Origin of the sequence: Enterobacter sp. HNDS-6 (assembly GCF_039850505.1) — a bacterium.
GTDB lineage: Bacteria > Pseudomonadota > Gammaproteobacteria > Enterobacterales > Enterobacteriaceae > Enterobacter > Enterobacter kobei.
This window is the reverse complement of sequence record NZ_CP156673.1, coordinates 3,171,399-3,191,831: the sequence shown is the minus strand read 5'-3', so window position 1 is coordinate 3,191,831 and position 20,433 is coordinate 3,171,399. Positions and strand designations below refer to the sequence as shown.

18 protein-coding genes are annotated in these 20,433 nt (G+C 57.9%); 13 read left to right on the top strand and 5 right to left on the bottom strand.

Features of this window, described 5'->3' with window-relative positions:
- Positions 1–693: 693 nt before the first annotated feature.
- Positions 694–2,727, bottom strand: a complete 2,034-nt coding sequence (gene betT, locus ABFI50_RS14885) for a choline BCCT transporter BetT (protein ID WP_023332337.1) — start codon at positions 2,725–2,727, stop codon at positions 694–696.
- 128 nt (positions 2,728–2,855) lie between these two features.
- On the opposite strand from betT, the gene betI reads away from it, so the two are divergent.
- The 8 genes from betI (at position 2,856) to ABFI50_RS14845 (ending at position 11,306) form a co-directional block, all read left to right on the top strand.
- Positions 2,856–3,443, top strand: a complete 588-nt coding sequence (gene betI, locus ABFI50_RS14880; RefSeq protein ID WP_014882933.1) for a transcriptional regulator BetI — start codon at positions 2,856–2,858, stop codon at positions 3,441–3,443.
- A gap of 13 nt (positions 3,444–3,456) precedes the next feature.
- Positions 3,457–4,929, top strand: coding sequence for a betaine-aldehyde dehydrogenase (gene betB / locus ABFI50_RS14875; protein ID WP_088127033.1), 1,473 nt, complete (start codon positions 3,457–3,459; stop codon positions 4,927–4,929).
- A gap of 13 nt (positions 4,930–4,942) precedes the next feature.
- The gene (gene betA, locus ABFI50_RS14870) at positions 4,943–6,607 is read left to right on the top strand and encodes a choline dehydrogenase (RefSeq protein WP_088127034.1); all 1,665 of its coding nucleotides are present in this window, start codon (positions 4,943–4,945) and stop codon (positions 6,605–6,607) included.
- A gap of 150 nt (positions 6,608–6,757) precedes the next feature.
- Positions 6,758–7,321: a fasciclin domain-containing protein gene (locus ABFI50_RS14865; RefSeq protein ID WP_014882930.1), complete on the top strand. Its 564-nt coding sequence runs from the start codon at positions 6,758–6,760 to the stop codon at positions 7,319–7,321.
- 43 nt (positions 7,322–7,364) lie between these two features.
- Positions 7,365–7,919, top strand: coding sequence for a sigma-70 family RNA polymerase sigma factor (locus tag ABFI50_RS14860; RefSeq protein WP_347484391.1), 555 nt, complete (start codon positions 7,365–7,367; stop codon positions 7,917–7,919).
- The gene (locus ABFI50_RS14855; protein ID WP_333109205.1) at positions 7,916–8,563 is read left to right on the top strand and encodes an anti-sigma factor; all 648 of its coding nucleotides are present in this window, start codon (positions 7,916–7,918) and stop codon (positions 8,561–8,563) included. The genes ABFI50_RS14860 and ABFI50_RS14855 overlap by 4 nt, the downstream gene beginning before the upstream one ends.
- 274 nt (positions 8,564–8,837) lie before the next feature.
- Positions 8,838–9,578 carry an SDR family oxidoreductase gene (locus ABFI50_RS14850; RefSeq protein WP_333155158.1) on the top strand — a complete coding sequence of 247 codons (741 nt, stop codon included), beginning with the start codon at positions 8,838–8,840 and terminating at the stop codon, positions 9,576–9,578.
- A 33-nt stretch (positions 9,579–9,611) separates the two neighbouring features.
- On the top strand, positions 9,612–11,306 hold the full coding sequence (locus ABFI50_RS14845; RefSeq protein ID WP_045268283.1) for a thiamine pyrophosphate-binding protein: 1,695 nt from the start codon (positions 9,612–9,614) through the stop codon (positions 11,304–11,306).
- Positions 11,307–11,339: 33 nt separating this feature from the next.
- On the opposite strand, the gene ABFI50_RS14840 is transcribed toward ABFI50_RS14845, so the two are convergent.
- Positions 11,340–12,038, bottom strand: coding sequence for a GNAT family protein (locus tag ABFI50_RS14840; RefSeq protein WP_014882926.1), 699 nt, complete (start codon positions 12,036–12,038; stop codon positions 11,340–11,342).
- Between the two features lie 201 nt (positions 12,039–12,239).
- On the opposite strand from ABFI50_RS14840, the gene ABFI50_RS14835 reads away from it, so the two are divergent.
- The 5 genes from ABFI50_RS14835 to ABFI50_RS14815 all read left to right on the top strand — a co-directional run bounded on the left by ABFI50_RS14835 (position 12,240) and on the right by ABFI50_RS14815 (position 17,272).
- Positions 12,240–13,808, top strand: a complete 1,569-nt coding sequence (locus ABFI50_RS14835) for an ABC transporter substrate-binding protein (RefSeq protein WP_014882925.1) — start codon at positions 12,240–12,242, stop codon at positions 13,806–13,808.
- Positions 13,809–13,905: 97 nt separating this feature from the next.
- The gene (locus tag ABFI50_RS14830; RefSeq protein WP_014882924.1) at positions 13,906–14,919 is read left to right on the top strand and encodes an ABC transporter permease; all 1,014 of its coding nucleotides are present in this window, start codon (positions 13,906–13,908) and stop codon (positions 14,917–14,919) included.
- Positions 14,919–15,752 carry an ABC transporter permease gene (locus ABFI50_RS14825; protein ID WP_023332327.1) on the top strand — a complete coding sequence of 278 codons (834 nt, stop codon included), beginning with the start codon at positions 14,919–14,921 and terminating at the stop codon, positions 15,750–15,752. Before ABFI50_RS14830 ends, ABFI50_RS14825 begins: the two co-directional genes overlap by 1 nt.
- The gene (locus tag ABFI50_RS14820; protein WP_014882922.1) at positions 15,745–16,581 is read left to right on the top strand and encodes an ABC transporter ATP-binding protein; all 837 of its coding nucleotides are present in this window, start codon (positions 15,745–15,747) and stop codon (positions 16,579–16,581) included. Before ABFI50_RS14825 ends, ABFI50_RS14820 begins: the two co-directional genes overlap by 8 nt.
- Positions 16,568–17,272: an ABC transporter ATP-binding protein gene (locus ABFI50_RS14815; RefSeq protein WP_014882921.1), complete on the top strand. Its 705-nt coding sequence runs from the start codon at positions 16,568–16,570 to the stop codon at positions 17,270–17,272. Before ABFI50_RS14820 ends, ABFI50_RS14815 begins: the two co-directional genes overlap by 14 nt.
- Before the next feature lie 108 nt (positions 17,273–17,380).
- Here ABFI50_RS14815 and ABFI50_RS14810 read toward each other — a convergent pair whose 3' ends face one another.
- The 3 genes from ABFI50_RS14810 to alsS form a co-directional block, all read right to left on the bottom strand.
- Positions 17,381–17,854, bottom strand: a complete 474-nt coding sequence (locus tag ABFI50_RS14810) for a cold shock domain-containing protein (RefSeq protein ID WP_347484386.1) — start codon at positions 17,852–17,854, stop codon at positions 17,381–17,383.
- Between the two features lie 131 nt (positions 17,855–17,985).
- Positions 17,986–18,756, bottom strand: coding sequence for a (S)-acetoin forming diacetyl reductase (locus tag ABFI50_RS14805; protein ID WP_014882919.1), 771 nt, complete (start codon positions 18,754–18,756; stop codon positions 17,986–17,988).
- Positions 18,757–18,776: 20 nt separating this feature from the next.
- Positions 18,777–20,411, bottom strand: coding sequence for an acetolactate synthase AlsS (gene alsS, locus ABFI50_RS14800; protein WP_347486117.1), 1,635 nt, complete (start codon positions 20,409–20,411; stop codon positions 18,777–18,779).
- Positions 20,412–20,433 lie beyond the last annotated feature (22 nt).

Genomic DNA, 20,433 nt, shown 5'->3' with positions numbered 1-20,433 from the left:
AAAAATCGTGTATCCATACAGAAGCTCGTCAGAGACAAAAGGCACAAAGACTCCTTAGAAGTTTATCATTCTCATTTCCATGTCGGCGTCTTCTCCATTCGAAAGGGGTTCGGTGTTCATCTGATGCACTGAAATGTTATTAAAATGAAGAAAATGTGACAATGAGACTAATTTATCAAAGCAAAACACTGTAAAAAATATTAAATGCGATATAAAAAACCACTTAATTTGATTTTTTAAGTTTAAAAACACAAATGTTTCATTTATGTTTTTCATTGCCGCACACAGAAACAAAAATTTCACATCAATATATTTATCTAAAATTAACGAACAATTAGCAATAAAACCCACAAAAAGTGAACATTTATTTATAATCAATAAGTTACAAGGATATCCTACCCCTGTTAAACCTAGTCTTAATAGGGTTAAATTAGGATTTTTCGTGACATCTTTTGCGATTTTCCCAAGTGAAAGCTGACAAATACTGAACATTCTTTACATTCAAAACAGTCCCGGCAGTTCCAAAAATCACATTTAAATAAATAAAATCAAAAGCTTGAGTTATTAACTGTTCCCAGATCAATTTTCTCGTCGCAAATTAACAATAATGGTCGCGGCTTCATGCAGGCAAAAAAAAGGGCAAGGTTTGCTAACAACCTTGCCCGTAGATCATCGGAAGACGTTTGAAGGAAATCAGGTATCCGGGAACATCACGCTATTCCCCGGCGCTTCCCTGTGCAGATGGATAAAGTTCAGGTGGCGTTCGTACTGGTCCAGAATGTCCGTAATCACCTGCTCCTTGCTGTAGTCCATCAGGTCGTTCCCCTGGCTACCTTCCAGCAGGAAGGTTTCCAGCCGATAGTAGGTCGATTTCCCGCTGCGCGCCCGGTAGGTAAACCCGGGCACGGAATACTGCTGCGGCCAGATCTGGTAGACGAAGTTTTGCTCGTCGCCCATGTGCACCAGCAGATCCAGGTGCCCCAGGTTTTCGCCTTCATCCGGCGGCAGATTTTTCAGCTCCACGTAGGCACCCCGCAGGCGCAACTCCTGTGCGACTTCCTCCATCGCCGGGAAGCAGACCGTCTCCATCATCTGTTTGGTGTAACGCGTGCCCGGGTAGTTCATCAGGCGCGACAGACGTTTCTTCCAGCTCAGCCTGTCCTGCGCGCCCATCGGACGCGGCGCGGTATCACGGCTGGCGCTGACGCGGCGGTAGTCTTCCACCTTGAGCGATTTATACAGCCCGGCCATCACGAAGAAGATGACGAAGCTGAACGGCAGCCCCATGATCACCGTCGTGTTCTGCAGCGCCGAAATACCGTTGGTCATCAGCATGCCGAGCGTCAGAAGACCGATGGCGACCGACCAAAAGATGCGCAGCCAGTTCGGCGCGTCGCTGTTGATGTCCTTCAGCTTCGAGGTGAAGTTGCCCAGCACCAGCGCGCCGGAGTCCGCTGAGGTGACGTAGAACAGCAGCCCGGTGATGGTCGCCACGGAGGCGCTAAAGGTGAACGCCGGGTACTGCGCCAGCAGGCTGTAGAAGCCGCGCTCCGGGTGCGCCATCGCTTCCTGAGCAAAACCGGCATTGCCGTGGATGATCTCGTGCAGCGCGCTGTTGCCGAAAATCGACAGCCACAGCAGGGTAAAGGTGAACGGGATAATCAGCGTGCCCATCACAAACTGGCGGATGGTGCGCCCGCGCGAAATTCGCGCCAGGAACAGGCCGACAAACGGCGACCACGCAACCCACCACGCCCAGAAGAACAGCGTCCAGTTATTCATCCACTCCACCGGACGGTCGAAGGCGAAGCTATTGAGCGTCATCCCCATAAAGCGGTTCACGTAGTCGCCCACGTTCAGCACTAAGGCATTGAGCAGGAACGAGGTGTCCCCCATAAACAGCACGAACAGGATCAGGCCCAGCGCCAGCGCGACGTTCAGCTCGGAGAGCACGCGGATACCCTTATCCACGCCGGAGGTCACCGAGATGGTGGCGATAATCACGGAGAGCGCAATCAGCGCCGCTTTCGCCGCCATTGAATCCGGAATATCAAACAGCACGCTTAGCCCGTAGTTGAGCTGCACCACGCCGATACCGAGCGTGGTCGCGATGCCGAAGATGGTGCCAATCACCGCTGCGATATCAACGGTGTGACCAATCGGCCCGTTAATTTTTTTGCCAAAAATCGGGTACAGCGCAGAGCGGATAGTGAGGGGCAAATTATAACGATAGCTAAAGTATCCGAGCGCCATCCCCATCAGGGCATACATCGACCAGCCTGTCAGGCCGTAGTGGAACAGCGTCCAGACCATCGCCTGGCGCGCGGCTTCCATCGTCTGCCCTGCCCCTTCCGGCGGCTGCATATACTGCGTGACCGGTTCAGCTACGGAGAAGAACATCAGGTCGATGCCGATACCCGCAGCAAACAGCATTGCGGCCCAGCTCAGCAGGCTGAACTCGGGCTTGGACTGCTCTGGCCCAAGCTTCACCGAACCGAAGCGCGAGCAGGCGATGCAAACCACGAAGACAATATAGAGCGTCGCCGCCAGAAGATAGTACCAGCCAAAGGTCTTCGACACCCAGTTCAGCGTGTGCCCAATCCACTCGGCGGAAAAATCACGAAAGAAGATCGTCGTCAGGGAAAACAACAAAATCAGCCCGGCGGAAGTATAAAAAACGACTGGGTTGATTTTGTCTTTTTCTCTGTCTTGTGAAAGGTCTGTCATCCAGTATCCCCACTGTTTTTGTAACTATTAAAATCCAAATCCGCAACAATTAAGACACATTTTATATTGAACGTCCAATCAAAAACCGCTTTAATGTATTACCAACGCTGATGAATGGAGTGGCAACAATGCCCAAAGTGGGGATGCAGCCGATCCGGCGCAGGCAGCTTATTAACGCCACGCTGGAAGCAATAAATGAAGTGGGAATGCACGACGCAACCATCGCGCAGATCGCCCGCCGGGCGGGCGTTTCCACGGGGATCATCAGTCACTATTTCAAAGACAAAAACGGTCTGCTGGAAGCGACCATGCGCGACATCACCGGGCAGTTGCGCGATGCGGTATTAAGCCGCTTGCACGCCCTGCCGGACGGCAGTGCGGAGCAGCGATTACAGGCGATTGTCGGCGGCAATTTTGATGAAACCCAGATCAGCAGCGCGGCAATGAAAGCCTGGCTGGCCTTCTGGGCGAGCAGCATGCACCAGCCGATGCTCTACCGTCTGCAGCAGGTCAGCAGCCGCCGCCTGCTGTCGAACCTGGTGTACGAGTTCCGCCGCGAACTGCCGCGCGAGCAGGCGCAGGAAGCGGGCTACGGGCTGGCGGCACTGATCGACGGGCTTTGGCTGCGTGCCGCACTGAGCGGCAAACCGCTGGATAAAACGCTGGCCCAGTCGCTCACCAGCCACTTTATCAGCCAGCATTTACCGACCGAATAACCGAGGAGAAAGTATGTCCCGAATGGCAGAACAGCAGCTTTATATCAATGGTGGTTATACACCCGCCACCAGCGGTCGCACCTTCGAGACCATCAACCCGGCCAACGGTGAAGTCCTGGCGAGCGTTCAGGCCGCCGGGCGTGAAGACGTCGACCGCGCCGTGGAAAGCGCAACACGCGGGCAAAAAATTTGGGCGGCAATGACCGCCATGGAGCGCTCACGCATCCTGCGTCGCGCCGTGGATATCCTGCGCGAGCGTAACGACGCGCTGGCGAAGCTGGAAACCCTCGATACCGGTAAAGCGTATTCCGAAACCTCGACCGTGGACATCGTCACCGGCGCGGACGTACTGGAGTATTACGCAGGGCTGATCCCGGCGCTGGAAGGCAGCCAGATCCCGCTGCGCGAAACCTCATTCGTCTACACCCGCCGCGAGCCACTGGGCGTGGTGGCGGGCATCGGCGCGTGGAACTACCCGATCCAGATCGCCCTGTGGAAATCGGCCCCGGCGCTGGCGGCGGGCAACGCGATGATCTTCAAGCCGAGCGAAGTGACGCCGCTCACCGCCCTCAGGCTTGCCGAAATCTATACCGAAGCGGGTCTGCCGGACGGCGTGTTTAACGTCCTGCCAGGCGTAGGCGCGGAGACCGGCCAGTACCTGACCGAGCATCCGGGCATCGCGAAGGTCTCCTTTACCGGCGGCGTTGCCAGCGGCAAAAAGGTGATGGCCAACTCGGCGGCCTCGTCCCTGAAAGAGGTGACGATGGAGCTGGGCGGCAAATCGCCGCTGATTGTTTTCGACGATGCGGATCTGGATCTGGCGGCAGACATCGCCATGATGGCCAACTTCTTCAGCTCCGGTCAGGTCTGCACCAACGGCACCCGCGTGTTCGTGCCCGCGAAATTTAAGGCCGCGTTTGAGCAGAAAATCGTTGAGCGCGTGGGCCGCATCCGCGCGGGCGATCTGTTCGATGTGAAAACCAACTTTGGCCCGATGGTCAGCTTCCCGCACCGCGACAGCGTGCTGCGCTACATCGCCAAAGGTAAAGAAGAAGGCGCGCGCGTGCTGTGCGGCGGCGACGTGCTGAAGGGCGAAGGGTTTGATAACGGCGCGTGGGTGGCCCCGACCGTGTTCACCGACTGCACCGACGAGATGACCATCGTGCGCGAAGAGATCTTCGGCCCGGTGATGTCCATCCTCACCTATGAAACCGATGAAGAAGCGATTCGCCGCGCCAACGATACCGACTACGGACTGGCGGCGGGTATCGTCACTGCCGATCTGAACCGCGCCCACGGCGCGATTCATCAGCTCGAAGCGGGCATCTGCTGGATCAACACCTGGGGTGAATCCGCCGCAGAGATGCCGGTGGGCGGTTATAAACACTCCGGCATTGGCCGCGAGAACGGCGTTATGACGCTGCAGAGCTACACCCAGGTGAAGTCCATCCAGGTTGAGATGGGTAAATTCCAGTCCATATTTTAACCGGGAGGTTTATTTGCAATTTGACTACATCATTATCGGCGCCGGCTCTGCCGGCAACGTACTGGCAACACGACTGACTGAAGATCCGAATACCACCGTGCTGCTGCTTGAGGCGGGCGGACCGGATTACCGCTTTGACTTCCGCACCCAGATGCCTGCCGCGCTGGCGTTCCCGCTGCAGGGCAAGCGCTACAACTGGGCGTATGAAACCGAGCCAGAGCCGTTTATGAACAACCGCCGCATGGAGTGCGGGCGCGGTAAAGGGCTGGGCGGTTCGTCGCTGATCAACGGCATGTGCTACATCCGCGGTAACGCGATGGATCTCGACCACTGGGCGAAAGAGCCGGGTCTGGAGCACTGGAGCTATCTCAACTGCCTGCCGTACTACCGCAAGGCAGAGACGCGCGACGTGGGCCCGAACGACTACCACGGCGGCGACGGTCCGGTGAGCGTTACCACTTCCAAACCGGGCGTGAACCCGCTGTTTGAGGCGATGGTGGAAGCGGGCGTGCAGGCGGGCTACCCGCGCACGGACGATCTCAACGGCTATCAGCAGGAAGGCTTCGGCCCGATGGACCGCACGGTCACGCCGAAGGGCCGACGCGCCAGCACCGCGCGCGGCTATCTGGACCAGGCAAAGCAACGCCCGAACCTGACCATCCGTACCCACGCCATGACCGACCGCATCCTCTTTGAAGGCAAGCGCGCGGTGGGCGTCGAGTGGCTGGAAGGCGAAAGCACGATTCCGTCGAAAGCGACGGCGAACAAAGAGGTGCTGCTGAGCGCAGGCGCCATTGCCTCCCCGCAGATCCTCCAGCGTTCCGGCGTGGGCAGCGCGGAGCTGCTGAAGCAGTTCGATATCCCGCTGGTGCACGACCTGCCCGGCGTGGGCGAAAACCTGCAGGATCACCTGGAGATGTACCTCCAGTACGAATGCAAAGAGCCGGTCTCCCTCTACCCTGCCCTGCAGTGGTGGAACCAGCCGAAGATTGGCGCTGAATGGCTGTTTGGCGGCACCGGCGTGGGGGCGAGCAACCACTTCGAAGCGGGCGGGTTTATCCGCAGCCGCGAGGAGTTCGCGTGGCCGAACATTCAGTACCACTTCCTGCCGGTGGCGATTAACTACAACGGTTCGAATGCGGTAAAAGAGCACGGCTTCCAGTGCCACGTCGGCTCCATGCGCTCGCCGAGCCGCGGCCACGTGCGCATCAAGTCGCGCGATCCGCATCAGCATCCGGCGATCCTGTTCAACTACATGTCCCACGAGCAGGACTGGGAGGAGTTCCGCGACGCGATCCGTATCACCCGTGAGATCATGCACCAGCCTGCGCTGGACAAGTACCGCGGTCGCGAGATCAGCCCGGGCGTCGAGTGCCAGACCGACGAACAGCTTGACGAGTTCGTGCGCAACCACGCCGAAACCGCCTTCCACCCGTGCGGTACCTGTAAGATGGGCTATGACGAGATGGCGGTTGTCGACGGCGAAGGCCGCGTTCACGGGCTGGAAGGACTGCGCGTGGTGGATGCGTCGATCATGCCGCAGATCATCACCGGCAACCTGAACGCCACCACCATCATGATCGGCGAGAAAATTGCCGATGCGATTCGCGGGCGGGAACCGCTGGCGAAGAGCACGGCGGCGTATTACGTGGCGAACGGCGCGCCGGTTCGCCGCTAAGGGGTGCCCCTCACCCTAACCCTCTCCTCATTGGGGAGAGGGAATAAACGTCTCCTGAATTTATTTTCATTTCCCTGCATCCAGTTTCCACCCTGCCTTCGTATATGGGTATGTGAGCAACCCCTTTGCTCCCCAATCCGAGGAATGATGATGAAAAAGCTAACCCGTGTTGCATTCGTAACCAGCGCTTTACTCTTCTGTGCAGGCGCATCAGCAGCCATGACGTCTGACACCGTGATGGTGGGCGGAGCGGCAATGTTCCCGAGCAAAAATATTGTTGAAAACGCCGTGAACTCGAAAGATCACACGACTCTGGTGGCCGCTGTCAAAGCTGCCGGACTGGTGGATACGCTACAGAGCAAAGGACCGTTCACCGTGTTTGCGCCGACCAATGCGGCGTTTGCGAAATTACCCGCCGGCACGGTCGATAACCTGGTCAAACCCGAAAACAAAGCACTGCTAACCAGCATCCTGACCTATCACGTTGTTGCCGGTAATTACGATATGAAAGCGCTGGAGCAGAAAATTAAACAGGGTGGCGGTCGCGCGGAGCTGAAGACCGTTAACGGTCAGCCGCTGTGGATCATGAGCAACGGCCTGCACAATATTCAGCTTAAGGATGGTCAGGGCAATGTGGCAAACATCAGCACCTACGACGTTCATCAAAAAAATGGCGTAATCGATGTCATTGATACCGTTCTGATGCCTAAGTAGTTGTCTATACTTCGGAAGTGTGCCGTTGCCTTTCGGGAAAAACATGGATAACGCGCTGGCTGAACAGCAGCAGAAATTAATGCAGGCGGTCGCGAAAGGCGATCGCCGTGCATTTGAACAACTCTACCGACTCACCTCGCCGCATCTGTTTGCCGTCGCGCTGCGTATGTTGCGTGACCGGGCATGGGCAGAAGAGATCCTTCACGACTGTTTTCTCACGGTCTGGAGTAAAGCCGAAACCTATAACGCCGCCCTCAGTTCCCCGATGACCTGGCTTACGCATATTGTTCGCAACCGCTGTATTGACTGGCTGCGTTGTGGGCAAATCCGGGCAGCCGACCGCGAGATGCCGTATACCGACGCGCTTCTGCCGAGCGAGAATGACGAGCAGAACAACTGGCACGACGATGTGCAGGCAGAACGGCTCAGGCATTGTCTCGAGCATTTGAGTAGCGAGCAGCGCCAGAGCATTACGCTCGCCTACTATCAGGGGATGTCTCACAGCGATATTGCCGACTGGCTCCAGCAGCCCGTAGGCTCAGTGAAAAGCTGGATACGTCGCGCAATGGATCATCTTCGGGAGTGTGTGGGGCTATGAATGACGCAGAAAAACGCGACGACATGCTGGCAGCAGAATATGCCCTCGGCACCCTGCGGGGAGGCGCGCGGCTTCAGTTCCAGAAAAGGCTTGCCAATGAGCCCGCTCTGGCCGCCCGCGTAGCGTACTGGCAGGAAATGCTCAGCACGCTCGATAGCCATCTTGTCCCCATTCCTCCTCCTGAGTCGGTGTGGAAAAAAATTGCCCTCGAACTGCCGCCCAACCGGCCGGTGCGCAACTGGCGACCTTACCTCGGCTGGATGGTGGCCGCCGGCCTTGCCGCCTTTAGCGTCGTGACGTGGTACTCCACCCGCACGCCAGCGCTCGCACCGCTGATGGTGCTCAACGATGCCCAACAGCGCGGGCAGTGGGTAGTGAGTGCGGACAGCCGCCGTCAGCAGCTGAGTGTTGCACCTCTCGGCCCCGCCGCCGTCCCGGCGCAGCACAGCCTGCAGCTTTGGCTGATCCCGACCGGACAGGCCCCTGTCTCGCTGGGGCTGCTGCATAGCGATATCCCAACGACGGTGGCCCTCAGGAACACAACGCTTCCTCCTGACGCCACGATAGCGATAAGCCTTGAACCGGAGGGCGGATCGCCCACTGGCCTGCCAACAGGCCCGGTGCTTTACAGTGGAAAAATATAATCCTCAGGCCCTGTTCGCAGGGCCTGCAGCGTCACTCTATTTCTTTTTATACTATTCTCGCTTACATATAAGAAATAAACATTAGGCATGCAATCCGTTTAAATATTAAAAATATGATATTGACAGAATCTTCCACACTCCATTAAGTTTTAAACAGCCATCATTTTAATTCCGATACACAATATATCAAAAATCCGCGTTAATGAATTTGTCATTATTCATTAACACCTCCCTGCCTTTTATTTTTTGCATTACTCAACAGCGAGATAAGATCATGAATAACAGTGCAAACAACGTTGTCGTTATCACCGGCGCCAGCAGCGGCATCGGTCAGGCCATTGCCCTGTATTTAGCGAATAAGGCCTTTTCGCTGGTGCTGGTGGCGCGCCGCCTCGACAGAATTAATGCCCTGGTGGATCAAATAATTCAGCAAGGGGGAAAGGCCATTGCCGTGAAGGCGGATGTGACCCGTCAGGAAGAGGTTCGGCGCGCCATTGATGCCGCCGTTGCCGCCTACCAGCGTGTGGATGTGCTGATCAACAACGCGGGCTTTATGGCTATCGCCCCCCTTAGCGAGCTGAAAACCGACGAATGGGACAAGATGATTGATACCAATCTGAAAGGCGTGCTGTACGGCATCGCGGCGGCATTACCGGTGTTTCAGCGTCAGGGCAGCGGGCATTTTATTAACGTGGCCTCCGTTGCGGGCATCAAGGTACTGGCCCCTGGCGGCGTGGTGTATAGCGCCACAAAATTCGCCGTTCGCGCGCTGAGCGAAGGCCTGCGTCAGGAGGCGGGAAAAACCATCCGCACGACGCTTATTTCGCCCGGTGCCGTCGAAAGCGAACTTCAATTCGGCAGCTCTGACGTAGAGAGTAAAAAATTTCTCCATGAATTTTATAAGCAGGCTATTCCGGCTGATGCGATTGCCCGCGCGGTTTTATTTGCCATTGAACAGCCTGGCGACGTTGATATTAATGAAATTGTTGTTCGTCCGACGCAGGAAGAATTTTAGCCTGCGTTAAATAATACTGAATGAGGTGTCATTATGATTAAATCATTAACGTCCTTATCAGATCTCAATATGCGAACGGGCGCCGATATTCTCCTTGAAGTGCTGGAGAGTGAAGGCGTGGAATATATTTTTGGCAACCCCGGCACAACCGAACTGCCGCTCATTGATGCCCTGCTTCGCCATGAAAATATTCACTATATTCTGGCACTTCAGGAGAGCAGCGTGGTCGCCATTGCCGACGGCTATGCGAAAGCCTCCGGTAAAACGGGGTTTATCAACCTGCACACCGCCAGCGGCCTGGGGCACGGCATGGGGAATCTCATTAACTCGCGGATCATGAAAACCCCGCTGGTGGTAACCGTCGGGCAGCAGGATACGCGGCACTACGTTCGCGACCCGCTTCTGTACGATGACATTGTCTCCATTGGTTCCCCGGTAATGAAATGGGCGCAGGAGGTCACCAGCGCCGACCAGCTCCCTGTGCTGGTGCGCCGCGCGTTTCACGCTGCCAGCTATCCTCCGGCCGGCCCGGTTCTGCTTTCTCTTCCAATGAACGTCATGGAGGAACTGAGCGACGCCGGAATACAGACGGCGTCCAGAGTGAACTACCACACCGTCGCGGGCTCGCTGGACGAACTGGCTGAGGCGCTCAGCGAGATCGCGCCAGGCAGGATCATGATTGTGGCGGGAGATGAAGTCCACTCCAGCGGCTCGACGCAGGAGATTGTCCAGCTGGCGGAAGCGCTCAGCGCCCACGTCTACGGCTCCTCCTGGCCGCTGAATTTACCCTTCCCCACGCAGCATGCCCTCTGGCGCGGCAATATGCCCACCACCGCCAGTGAAATCGCGGGCATTGTCAATGCCTACGACGCCGTTTTTATCATCGGCGGCAGAAGCCTGATTACCATTTTATACAGCGAGGGGGACGCGATTCCGGGTTCATGCGCGGTCTATCAGCTCTCCGCCGACATGAACGAGCTGGGTCGCACCTATGCCACCCGACTCTCGGTGATGGGGGATATCAAACTCTCGTTGCAGGCGCTGTTACCGATGCTTGAGCAGCGTCTGGTGGCGGGCAAGCTGATCCACCAGCAGTTGCTGAAAACCGCGCGCAGCGAACGTGAAAAAGAGTGGCAGCAGCAGGAAGAGCGCCTGTCGGCCGAGCGGCTGCGCCCGGCGATCTCACCGATGGTGGCGGCATATGAAGTCATTAAGGCCGTTCCACCAGGCACCACCATCGTCGATGAAGCCATTGCAACAGCGAGACATGTCCGTCGGTTTATCTCCGACCAGCAGCATCAACGCTACTTCTTCATGCGCGGCGGCGGGCTGGGCTGGGGTATGCCTGCGGCAGTAGGCCACTCGCTGGGGCTGGGCCGCGAGCCGGTGGTCTGTCTGCTGGGCGACGGTGCCTCCCTGTACTCCCCGCAGGCGCTCTGGACGGCGGCGCACGAAAACCTGCCGGTCACCTTTATCGTCATGAACAACCGGGAGTACAACATCCTGAAAAACTTTATGAAGAGCCAGGCTGACTACAGCTCAACGCAGCTCGGGCGTTTTATCGGGATGGACCTGGTTAACCCGCATATCGATTTTCAGTCGCTGGCCAACGCCATGGGCGTTCACTGCTGCCGGATCACCGATGCCGCAGATATCGCCGCAGCGGTGACAAAGGGCGTCCAGTCCGGAGAAACCAACCTGATTGAAATTGCCATTTCCGCAGATTAATTATCCGTTCCAGCTGTACCCTACATACAAGACTTATAACCGAAATGCCTCAAGCCGCTGAATCTGCCGCCCTTCTGCGTCAAAATTCTCCGCAGCCAGCCAGGCGCACAGCTCCGCGTTTCTTTGCGGCCATTCGCCATCAATAATGGAGAGCATATCGCTGTCGCGGTTACGCCCTTTGCGCACGAGTTTCTGCCGCAGGCGACCTTCCCAGACAAAACCCAGCCGCTCCGCCGCATTGCGCGAGGCAATGTTCATTGAATCGCATTTCCATTCCAGTCGACGGTACTTATGCTCAAAGGCATTTTTCAGCAGCAGCCACACCGCCTCGGTACCCAAACGCGTGCCCTTCATTTTGCGCGACCAGGTGACATGCCCGATTTCCACCGAGCCGAGAAACCGCTCAATCGCCATGTAACTCACCAGCCCTACAGCCTGTTCAGTGCGTAAATCGATTACGGCAAAGGGCACCAGATCGTCATCCATCACCTTTCCCAGCACCCAGTGCGCAGTGGCCTCAACGCTTTCCGGCTGAGTGCTGGCAAGCCACGTCCAGTCACTGTCATCACCCAGCGCGTAGGCTTCGTATAAATCAGCCGAATGGCGATCGGTATCCAGCGGCTCCAGTCGGCAATACTGACCGGTAAGTGGGGTGCGGGTTAAGATCCGGGCGCATTTCCAGTCTGGAACAATATCGTTAACGGTTTGACCATGTTGATTGATTTCGGGCACGGCGGTGACTCCCTGAAAGGTAAGGAGTTTGTTATAGCAGGTTAAAAAGCGGACGAAAAGCAGCGCATTCTAATAGCCTTAGCGTATGCGTTATTCCCGGATGGCATAAGCAAAGCTGAATTTCGACTTTGCGGAATGTCTTAGTCGACCTAACGTAGCGGAGCATAAAACAATCACAATAGAGTTATTTCAGGGATCGCTATGACAAAAAAACTGTTGCCGTTACTGGTGCTGGCCGCGCTCTCAAACGCAGTCCACGCCGCTACTCCGCCGAATACGCTGGTGGTTGCCCAGGGGCTTGATGACATCGTAAGCCTCGACCCGGCCGAAGCCAACGAGCTCTCCAGCATCCAGACCGTACCGAGCCTGTATCAGCGTCTGGTGCAACCGGACCGCGATAACCCGGAAAAAATCACGCCGATTCTGGCGGAAAGCTGGGAAGCCGACGCGGCAGCAAAAACCTTGACCATCAAGCTTAAGCCCGATGCGAAATTCGCTTCCGGAAACCCACTGCGCCCGGAAGACGTGATCTTCTCGTATACCCGCGCCGTGACGCTGAACAAATCCCCGGCGTTTATCCTCAACGTGCTGGGCTGGGACGCGAGCAACATCGCCAGCCAGCTGAAAAAAGTGGATGACCATACCCTCCAGCTTCACTGGACGGCGGACGTTAGCCCGTCGGTGGCGCTGAATATTCTCTCCACGCCGATTGCCTCCATCGTCGATGAAAAGCAGGTGGTGGCGAACGTGAAGGACAACGACTTCGGCAACGCCTGGCTGAAAATGCACTCGGCAGGCAGCGGCGCGTTCAAAATGCGCGTTTATCAGCCGCATCAGGCTATCGTGCTGGAAGCCAACGAATCGGCTCCCGGCGGCGCGCCGAAGCTTAAAAGCATCATCATTAAAAACGTTCCCGATCCGGCTTCCCGTCGCCTGCTGATCCAGCAGGGTGATGCCGACGTGGCGCGCGATCTGGGTGCAGACCAGATTAGCGCCCTGGAGGGCAAGCCGGGCGTGAAGGTGCTGAGCATTCCGTCCGCCGAGCAAAATTATCTGGTGTTTAACACCGGCAACAGCGCTAACCCGCTGCTCAACAACCCGGCGTTCTGGGAGGCTTCACGCTGGCTGGTTGATTATGAAGGCATTACCAAAAACCTGCTGAAAGGCCAGTATTTTGTGCATCAGAGCTTCCTGCCGGTCGGTCTGCCGGGCGCGCTGGAAGCGAATCCATTCACGTTTGACCCGGCTAAGGCGAAAGAAATTCTCGCCAAAGCGGGCATTAAAGACGCGCACTTCACGCTGGACGTGGAGAACAAGCCGCCGTTTATCACCATCGCCCAGTCCATGCAGGCGAGCTTTGCTCAGGGGGGCGTGAAGGTCGATCTGCTGCCCGCTGCCGGGAGCCAGGTCTATGCCCGCGTGCGCGCAAAGCAGCATCAGGCGGCGATTCGTCTGTGGATCCCGGACTACTTTGATGCGCACTCTAACGCCAGCGCCTTTGCGTGGAACGATGGCAAATCCAGTACCGTAGCCGGTCTGAACAGCTGGAAAATTCCCGAGCTTAACAAAGCCACGCTGGCGGCGGTTGCCGAGCCGGATCCGGCGAAACGTCTGGATCTGTACAAGAAAATGCAGGAACAGCTGCAACATAGCTCGCCGTATGTATTCGTCGATCAGGGCAAAACCCAGATCGTGGTGCGCGATAACGTGAAGGGATATCAGCAGGGCTTGAACGCGGACATGGTCTGGTACGATCGCGTCACGAAGTAGCCTTTGTTGCCGGGTGGCGCTGCGCTTACCCGGCCTGTGTTCTCGGTTTTGTAGGCCGGGTAAGGCGAAGCCGCCACCCGGCATGAAGAGATTTCCCATGCCACATCTTTCCACCCGCGTGCTTCAGGCTCTGCTGACTCTGCTGCTCACGCTTTTCGGGCTGCTGCTCGTCACGTTTGCGCTCTCGGCATTTTCTCCGGTCGATCGCGTGCTGCAGATCGTCGGCGATCACGCCAGCCAGTCCACCTACGATCAGGTTCGCCACCAGCTCGGGTTAGATCGCCCCCTGCCCGTGCAGTTCTGGCACTACCTGCAAGACCTTGCCCACGGTGATCTGGGCACTGCCAGCGCCACCGGCCAGCCGGTGTTGCAGGACTTGCTGCACGCTTTTCCCGCCACGCTCGAACTGGCTACGCTGGCCTTAATCATCGGCGCCGTGCTCGGCGTGATTGCCGGGGTGCTGTGCGCCCGCTATGCCGGTTCGCCGCTTGATTTAACGCTCAGAACGCTCACCCTGCTCGGCAACTCGGTGCCGATTTTCTGGCTTGGCCTGCTGATGCTGGCCCTGTTCTACGCGAAGCTGCAGTGGAGCGCGGGTCCCGGCAGGCTGGATGACATCTGGCAGTTCACCGTAGAACCACGCACCGGCTTTGCGCTGGTGGATACCTGGCTTTCTGGCGATCGCGAGGCGTTTCGCAACGCCCTCAGCCACCTTGTGCTGCCGGTGCTGCTGCTGGCCTATTACTCGCTCGCAAGCATTACCCGCCTGACGCGCTCCGCCTGTCTGAGCGAAATGAACAAAGAGTACATCCTGCTCGCTCGCGCCAAGGGGGCCGGGGAGATGACTATTCTGCTGCGCCACGTGCTGCCGAACATTCGCAGCACCCTGCTGACGGTGATTGCGCTGGCCTACACCAGCATGCTGGAAGGTGCGGTATTAACGGAAACCGTCTTCTCCTGGCCAGGCATCGGACGCTACCTCACCACCGCCCTGTTCGCCGGAGACACTACCGCCGTCATGGGCGGCACGCTGCTGATTGGCATCTGTTTTGTGCTGATCAATAACCTTACCGACCTGCTTGTGCAGGCAACCGATCCCAGGGTGCGCTGATGCCGTTTTATCTCTTTATACGTCGCCTGCGCCGTTCGCCTGCCGCCTTTTGCGGGTTGATTGCCATCGTGCTGCTGATGGTGATCGCCCTGTTCGCCCCCTGGCTTGCACCGGTTGACCCGAACTGGCAGGATGCCGCCTCGCGCCTGCAGGCACCGAATAGCCAGCACTGGCTCGGCACCGACAGCTACGGGCGCGACCTGCTCTCGCGCCTGATTTACGGTACCCGTCCGGCGCTCGGGCTGGTGGCCTTAGTGACGGTCATTACCCTGCCCACCGGGCTGCTGGTGGGGATCCTGTCCGGCTACTACGGCGGCTGGATGGAGCGCCTCCTGATGCGCTTTACCGACGTGGTGATGTCGATGCCGCGCCTCATCCTTGCATTCGCGTTTGTGGCGATGCTGGGTCCGGGGCTGGTCAACGGCGCGCTGGCGCTGGCCTTAACCACCTGGCCTGCTTATGCACGTCAGGCGCGAAGCGAAATTCAGCGTCTGCGCCACAGCGATTATCTGGCCGCTGCCGAGATGATGGGAATTCGCGGCCCGCGCCTGCTGGTCGGCCATATTCTGCCGCTGTGTCTGCCGTCTGCGATTGTGCGTCTGGCGCTGGATCTGGCCGGCATTATTCTGGCCGCCGCCGGGCTCGGTTTCCTCGGCCTTGGCGCCCGTCCGCCAATGGCTGAATGGGGGGCAATGATTGCTGACGGCATGCAGGTGATTTTCGACCAGTGGTGGATCGCCGCCATTCCCGGCGGAGCCATTCTGTTTGCCAGCCTGGCCTTTAACCTGCTAGGCGATGGCCTGCGTGACGTACTGGAGCCGCAACATGACTGAACACCGCGTTATCGTCGATGCGCTGAATATCGACTACCCCGCCGCACGCGTGGTCAACAACCTGAGCTTTACGCTTGGCAACGAGCGTCTGGCGCTGGTGGGTGAATCCGGCTCGGGTAAATCGATGTCTGCCCGCGCCCTGATGGGGCTGGTACGTAAGCCCGGCATGGTGAGCGCCCGGCAACTTAACGTGCTGGGCAACGATCTGCTGACTCTGAACGCCCGCCGCTGGCAAGCGCTGCGCGGCAACGGGATTGCGATGGTTTTGCAGGACCCGCGCTACGCGCTCAATCCGGTGAAAAGCGTTGCCGCTCAGCTTGACGAGGCGCTCACGCTGCATCAGCGCCTGCCCCGTTCAGAACGCGTGGCGCGCATTCACGACATCATTCGCGCTGTCGGACTGAGCGAACATGTGCTTCAGCGTTATCCCGGCGAACTTTCCGGCGGCATGGGCCAGCGGGTGATGATTGCGATTGCGCTCATCAACAACCCGCAGGTGCTGATTGCCGACGAACCGACCTCAGCGCTGGACGCTCGCCTGCGCAACCAGATCCTCGAACTGCTGGTGCAGCAGTGTGAAGCGCGCCAGATGGCGATGCTGTTAATCAGCCATGACCTGCCGCTGGTGGCGGAACACTGCGACCGCGTGCTGGTGATGTATCAGGGCGAAAAGGTTGATGAGATGGCGGCAAGCCAACTCCCTCAGGCAACGCATCCGTATACGCGCACCCTGTGGACCTGCAGGCCAAATGCCAATACCTTTGGGCAGATGCTGCCGACGCTCGACCGTTCGCAGCCGTGGAAGGAGGCGAACGATGGCGCTCGTTGAGGTTAACCAGGTTCAGGTCACCTTCGGGGAAAAGACGGCGGTCTCTGCCGCCAGCTTTACCATCGCGAAAGGCGAAACCTTCAGCCTGATCGGGGAATCCGGCTGCGGGAAATCGACCCTTCTGCGCGTGCTGGCGGGGCTGCAGCGCGAGTGGCGCGGGAACATTACGCTACTGGGAGAGACGTTAACGCCCGGGCGACGTTTTCAAGGCACGCTGCGTCGCAACGTGCAGATGGTGTTTCAGGATCCGTGGGCGTCTTTGCACCCGAACCACACCATTGCACGCACGCTGTCGGAGCCGTTGAACATCCATGGCGAAACGCAGATTGCGGAAAAGGTGGCGGATGCGCTTAAACAGGTGGGCCTGTCTGCCGATGCGGGGAAACGTTATCCGCACCAGCTTTCCGGCGGCCAGCGTCAGCGCGTGGCGATTGCCCGTGCGCTGCTGTTGCGCCCGCAGCTTCTGCTGCTGGATGAACCGACCTCGGCACTGGATATGTCCGTGCAGGCGGAAATTCTGAACCTGCTCAACCGCCTGAAAGCCGCCCACGACATGACCTATCTTCTGGTGAGCCACGATGCGGACGTGATTGCCCATATGTCCGACCGGGCGGCATTTATGGCACACGGGGAGATCCAGAAGGTGTTTGATCGGGAGGCGATGTTACGGGGCGAGCACAGGATGGGGTAAACGGGTGCGGCTGTGCCCGGTGGCGCGATGCTTACCGGGCCTACGTTTCGTGCCGCGTTGAGGGTTTTTCGTAGGCCGGGTAAGGCATCGCCGCCACCCGGCAACAAATCACTTCAGCAGCTTGACCGTAGCGTCAATGTCAATTTCATCTTCGGTAAAGATCAGCGTCGTGTTCTGGAAGGTCGTGATCGCCAGCTTCTTCACGGCGCGCATTTCACCCGATTTTACCTCGGATTTCGGTTTAATGCTGTTCATCAGCAGACCCACCGACAGCACCGCGTTTTCTTTGTCGATTTTGGTTTCAACCGGCTCTTCTTCGCTGAACACCACGAAGGATTTGATCGAGGTGAGCTTCACGCGCTCGCCCGCAATATAGAGGTGTTTACTCTCGGGGATCACCTTCACCGCATAGGCGGAAAGGCCTTTGTTATTCGTCGTCGGTTCGAACGTCACCGCCGCATCTTTCTTAATCAGATCAGGGTTGGCGACCTTAATCACATGAAAATAGCGGTTATCGCCGTTTTCATCTTTGATAAATCCAAAGCCTTTATCTTTAAACCACGTTGTGATTGTTCCGTTCATCGCTGTTACCGCCTGTCAGATCGTAATGACTAAAGTTTTGCAGCGCGCAGTGTAATGCACAATGGCTAAGGAGACAAAAAAAAGCCCCTGCACGGGAGCAGGGGAAAACTCATGTCAGAGCTTATTAGTATTTAGTTGAACACCATCCCACCATCAATCAATAAGGATTGCCCGGTCATGTAATCAGAATCCGGCCCGGCAAGGTATGAAACGCAGGCGGCGACATCTTCCGGCTCGGACAAACGACCCAGCGTGATGCGTTTGGCAAAAGTTTCCGTCCCGTAGCCAAGCGGTTTGCCCGCCGCCTCGGAGACCTGACGGTCGATTTCTGCCCACATCGGCGTTTTGACGATGCCCGGGCAATAGGCGTTAACGGTGATGCCCAGCGGAGCAAGGTCTCGCGCTGCGGTCTGGGTTAAGCCGCGAACCGCGAACTTGCTGGAGCTGTACACGGCCAGTTCCGGGTTGCCGGTGTGGCCTGCCTGGGAGCAGGCGTTGATGATCTTCCCGCCGTGCCCCTCTTTGCGGAACGCGTCGATGGCAGCCTGAATACCCCAGATCACCCCTTTCACGTTGATGTTGTAGACCTTGTCGACAATCTCTGGCGTGATGGATTCGATAGGCGTGGACGGCGCAATCCCGGCGTTATTAACGATGACGTTAAATCCGCCCAGCGCGGTGCGCGCTTTTTCCACCGCCGCAAACACCTGCTCGCGGTCAGAGACATCCACCTTCACGGCGACAGCCTTGCCGCCGTTGCGGATGATTTCATCGGCGACGGCTCTTGCCGTCTCATCGTTATAGTCGGCAATGGCAACGGCAAAGCCATCCTTCACCAGGCGCAGCGCAATCGCTTTACCAATCCCCTGGCCTGAGCCGGTTACGAGAGCAACTTTTTGCATTTCTCTGTCCTTATATTGAGTCACAAAATCTGGCTGAGATGGAGCTGGCCCATCAGCAGCGGGTTATCGCTGTAGTCGACGGGAATGGCCACCACGGCCGGGCCATCGACATCCATCGCCGCGCGCAGCGTCGGTTCGAGCGCTTCAGCACTCTCCACGGCAAAGCCTTTCGCGCCGAAGGCATCGGCATAGACTTTGAAATCGACCGGGCCGAACTCGACGCCGGAAAGGCGCTGGTATTTTTTCTCTTCCTGGATCGCCACCATGTTGTAGCCGTTATCCACCCAGATGATGTGCAGCACGTTGGCGTTGAGGCGCACCGCGGTTTCCAGCTCCATGCTCGACTGCAGGAAGCCACCGTCACCGGAGACCGATACCACCTTGCGGCCCGGGTTCACCAGCCAGGCACCAATCGCCCACGGCAGGGCAACGCCCATGGTTTGCTGGCCGTTGGAGATCATCATCTGACGCGCGCGGAAGCTGTAAAGGTAGCGGGCGATCCAGATGTGGAAGCTGCCCATATCGACGGTCAGGGTCACGTCGTTATTGACGATGTCCTGCATGGCGCGCACGATGCGCAGCGGGTGCAGAGCAAACTGGTTGAGTGAGGCGCCGCGACGATCGAGCAGATCCCGCTGATGCTGACGATCGACCAGGATTTCAGAGGCGCGCTGGCTCAGCTCCAGCTTATGCTCGATCCGGCTGGCAAGCAGGTTCAGCGTTCCGGCGATATCCCCCACCAGCTCAAGATCCGGCACGTAGTTACGCTCTTCATAGGCAGGCAGCACGTCAATGTGCACCAGCGTGGCGTCGCCGCTGTTCCACATAGACGGCTCGTACTCCACCGGGCTGTAGCCGATGCAGATAATCAGATCCGCCAGATGCAGCAGCCGGTCGCCCGCCTGGTTATTGAACAGACCGACGCGCCCGGCAAAGCGGGTAAAGTTCTCCTGGTTCACCGCCCCGGCGGCCTGATAGGTGCTGGTGACAGGGATACGGCTTTTCTCCAGCAGCTTACGCAGGGCATCGCTGTTCGCGGGCTGGCTGGCCATCAGGCCAAGTAAAATGACCGGGTTTTTAGCGTTTTCGATAAGCTTCGCCACGTCGTTAATCGCAGACTCCGGTGCCGGACCCATCAGCGCCGCACCGCTGGTGGGTAAAATCGCCCCCGTCGCAGGCTGGTCGACGATATCCTGCGGCAGGCTGACGAACGCGCCCCCCGGCCTGCCGTGCTCGGCAGCGCGAAACGCGTTCGATACCACCTCGGCAATCGCGTCCGGCGAGCTGACTTCAACGGCATATTTGGTCACCGGGCTGAACATGGCGACGGTGTCCATGCTCTGGTGCACCAGCTTCGCTTTATCCGCGCGTTTGACCGCCCCGCCCAGGGCGACCACCGGGTCGCCCTCGCTGTTGGCGGTGGCAATGCCGGTGATCAGATTGGAACAGCCGGGACCGGAGGTCACCAGCGCCACCCCGGCTTTACCGGTCAACCGCCCTACCGCTGCCGCCATAAACGCCGCATTCGCTTCGTGACGCACGGGAATGATCTCGATGGAGGAGTCCAGCAGGGAGTCAAACACTTTGTCGATTTTCGCCCCCGGGATCCCGAACACCTGCTTCACGCCCTGCGCTTCCAGCTGGCCGACAACCATATCGGCGCCATGCGCCCACTGA

Excerpts from the sequence above, each read along its gene's own strand:
- betT (WP_023332337.1), bottom strand. The coding sequence starts at position 2,727 with ATGACAGACCTTTCACAAGACAGAGAAAAAGACAAAATCAACCCAGTC.
- betI (WP_014882933.1), top strand. The coding sequence starts at position 2,856 with ATGCCCAAAGTGGGGATGCAGCCGATCCGGCGCAGGCAGCTTATTAAC.
- betB (WP_088127033.1), top strand. The coding sequence starts at position 3,457 with ATGTCCCGAATGGCAGAACAGCAGCTTTATATCAATGGTGGTTATACA.
- ABFI50_RS14865 (WP_014882930.1), top strand. The coding sequence starts at position 6,758 with ATGAAAAAGCTAACCCGTGTTGCATTCGTAACCAGCGCTTTACTCTTC.
- ABFI50_RS14860 (WP_347484391.1), top strand. The coding sequence starts at position 7,365 with ATGGATAACGCGCTGGCTGAACAGCAGCAGAAATTAATGCAGGCGGTC.
- ABFI50_RS14855 (WP_333109205.1), top strand. The coding sequence starts at position 7,916 with ATGAATGACGCAGAAAAACGCGACGACATGCTGGCAGCAGAATATGCC.
- ABFI50_RS14850 (WP_333155158.1), top strand. The coding sequence starts at position 8,838 with ATGAATAACAGTGCAAACAACGTTGTCGTTATCACCGGCGCCAGCAGC.
- ABFI50_RS14845 (WP_045268283.1), top strand. The coding sequence starts at position 9,612 with ATGATTAAATCATTAACGTCCTTATCAGATCTCAATATGCGAACGGGC.
- ABFI50_RS14835 (WP_014882925.1), top strand. The coding sequence starts at position 12,240 with ATGACAAAAAAACTGTTGCCGTTACTGGTGCTGGCCGCGCTCTCAAAC.
- ABFI50_RS14830 (WP_014882924.1), top strand. The coding sequence starts at position 13,906 with ATGCCACATCTTTCCACCCGCGTGCTTCAGGCTCTGCTGACTCTGCTG.
- ABFI50_RS14825 (WP_023332327.1), top strand. The coding sequence starts at position 14,919 with ATGCCGTTTTATCTCTTTATACGTCGCCTGCGCCGTTCGCCTGCCGCC.
- ABFI50_RS14820 (WP_014882922.1), top strand. The coding sequence starts at position 15,745 with ATGACTGAACACCGCGTTATCGTCGATGCGCTGAATATCGACTACCCC.
- ABFI50_RS14815 (WP_014882921.1), top strand. The coding sequence starts at position 16,568 with ATGGCGCTCGTTGAGGTTAACCAGGTTCAGGTCACCTTCGGGGAAAAG.
- ABFI50_RS14810 (WP_347484386.1), bottom strand. The coding sequence starts at position 17,854 with ATGAACGGAACAATCACAACGTGGTTTAAAGATAAAGGCTTTGGATTT.
- ABFI50_RS14805 (WP_014882919.1), bottom strand. The coding sequence starts at position 18,756 with ATGCAAAAAGTTGCTCTCGTAACCGGCTCAGGCCAGGGGATTGGTAAA.
- alsS (WP_347486117.1), bottom strand. The coding sequence starts at position 20,411 with ATGGTTGTCGGCCAGCTGGAAGCGCAGGGCGTGAAGCAGGTGTTCGGG.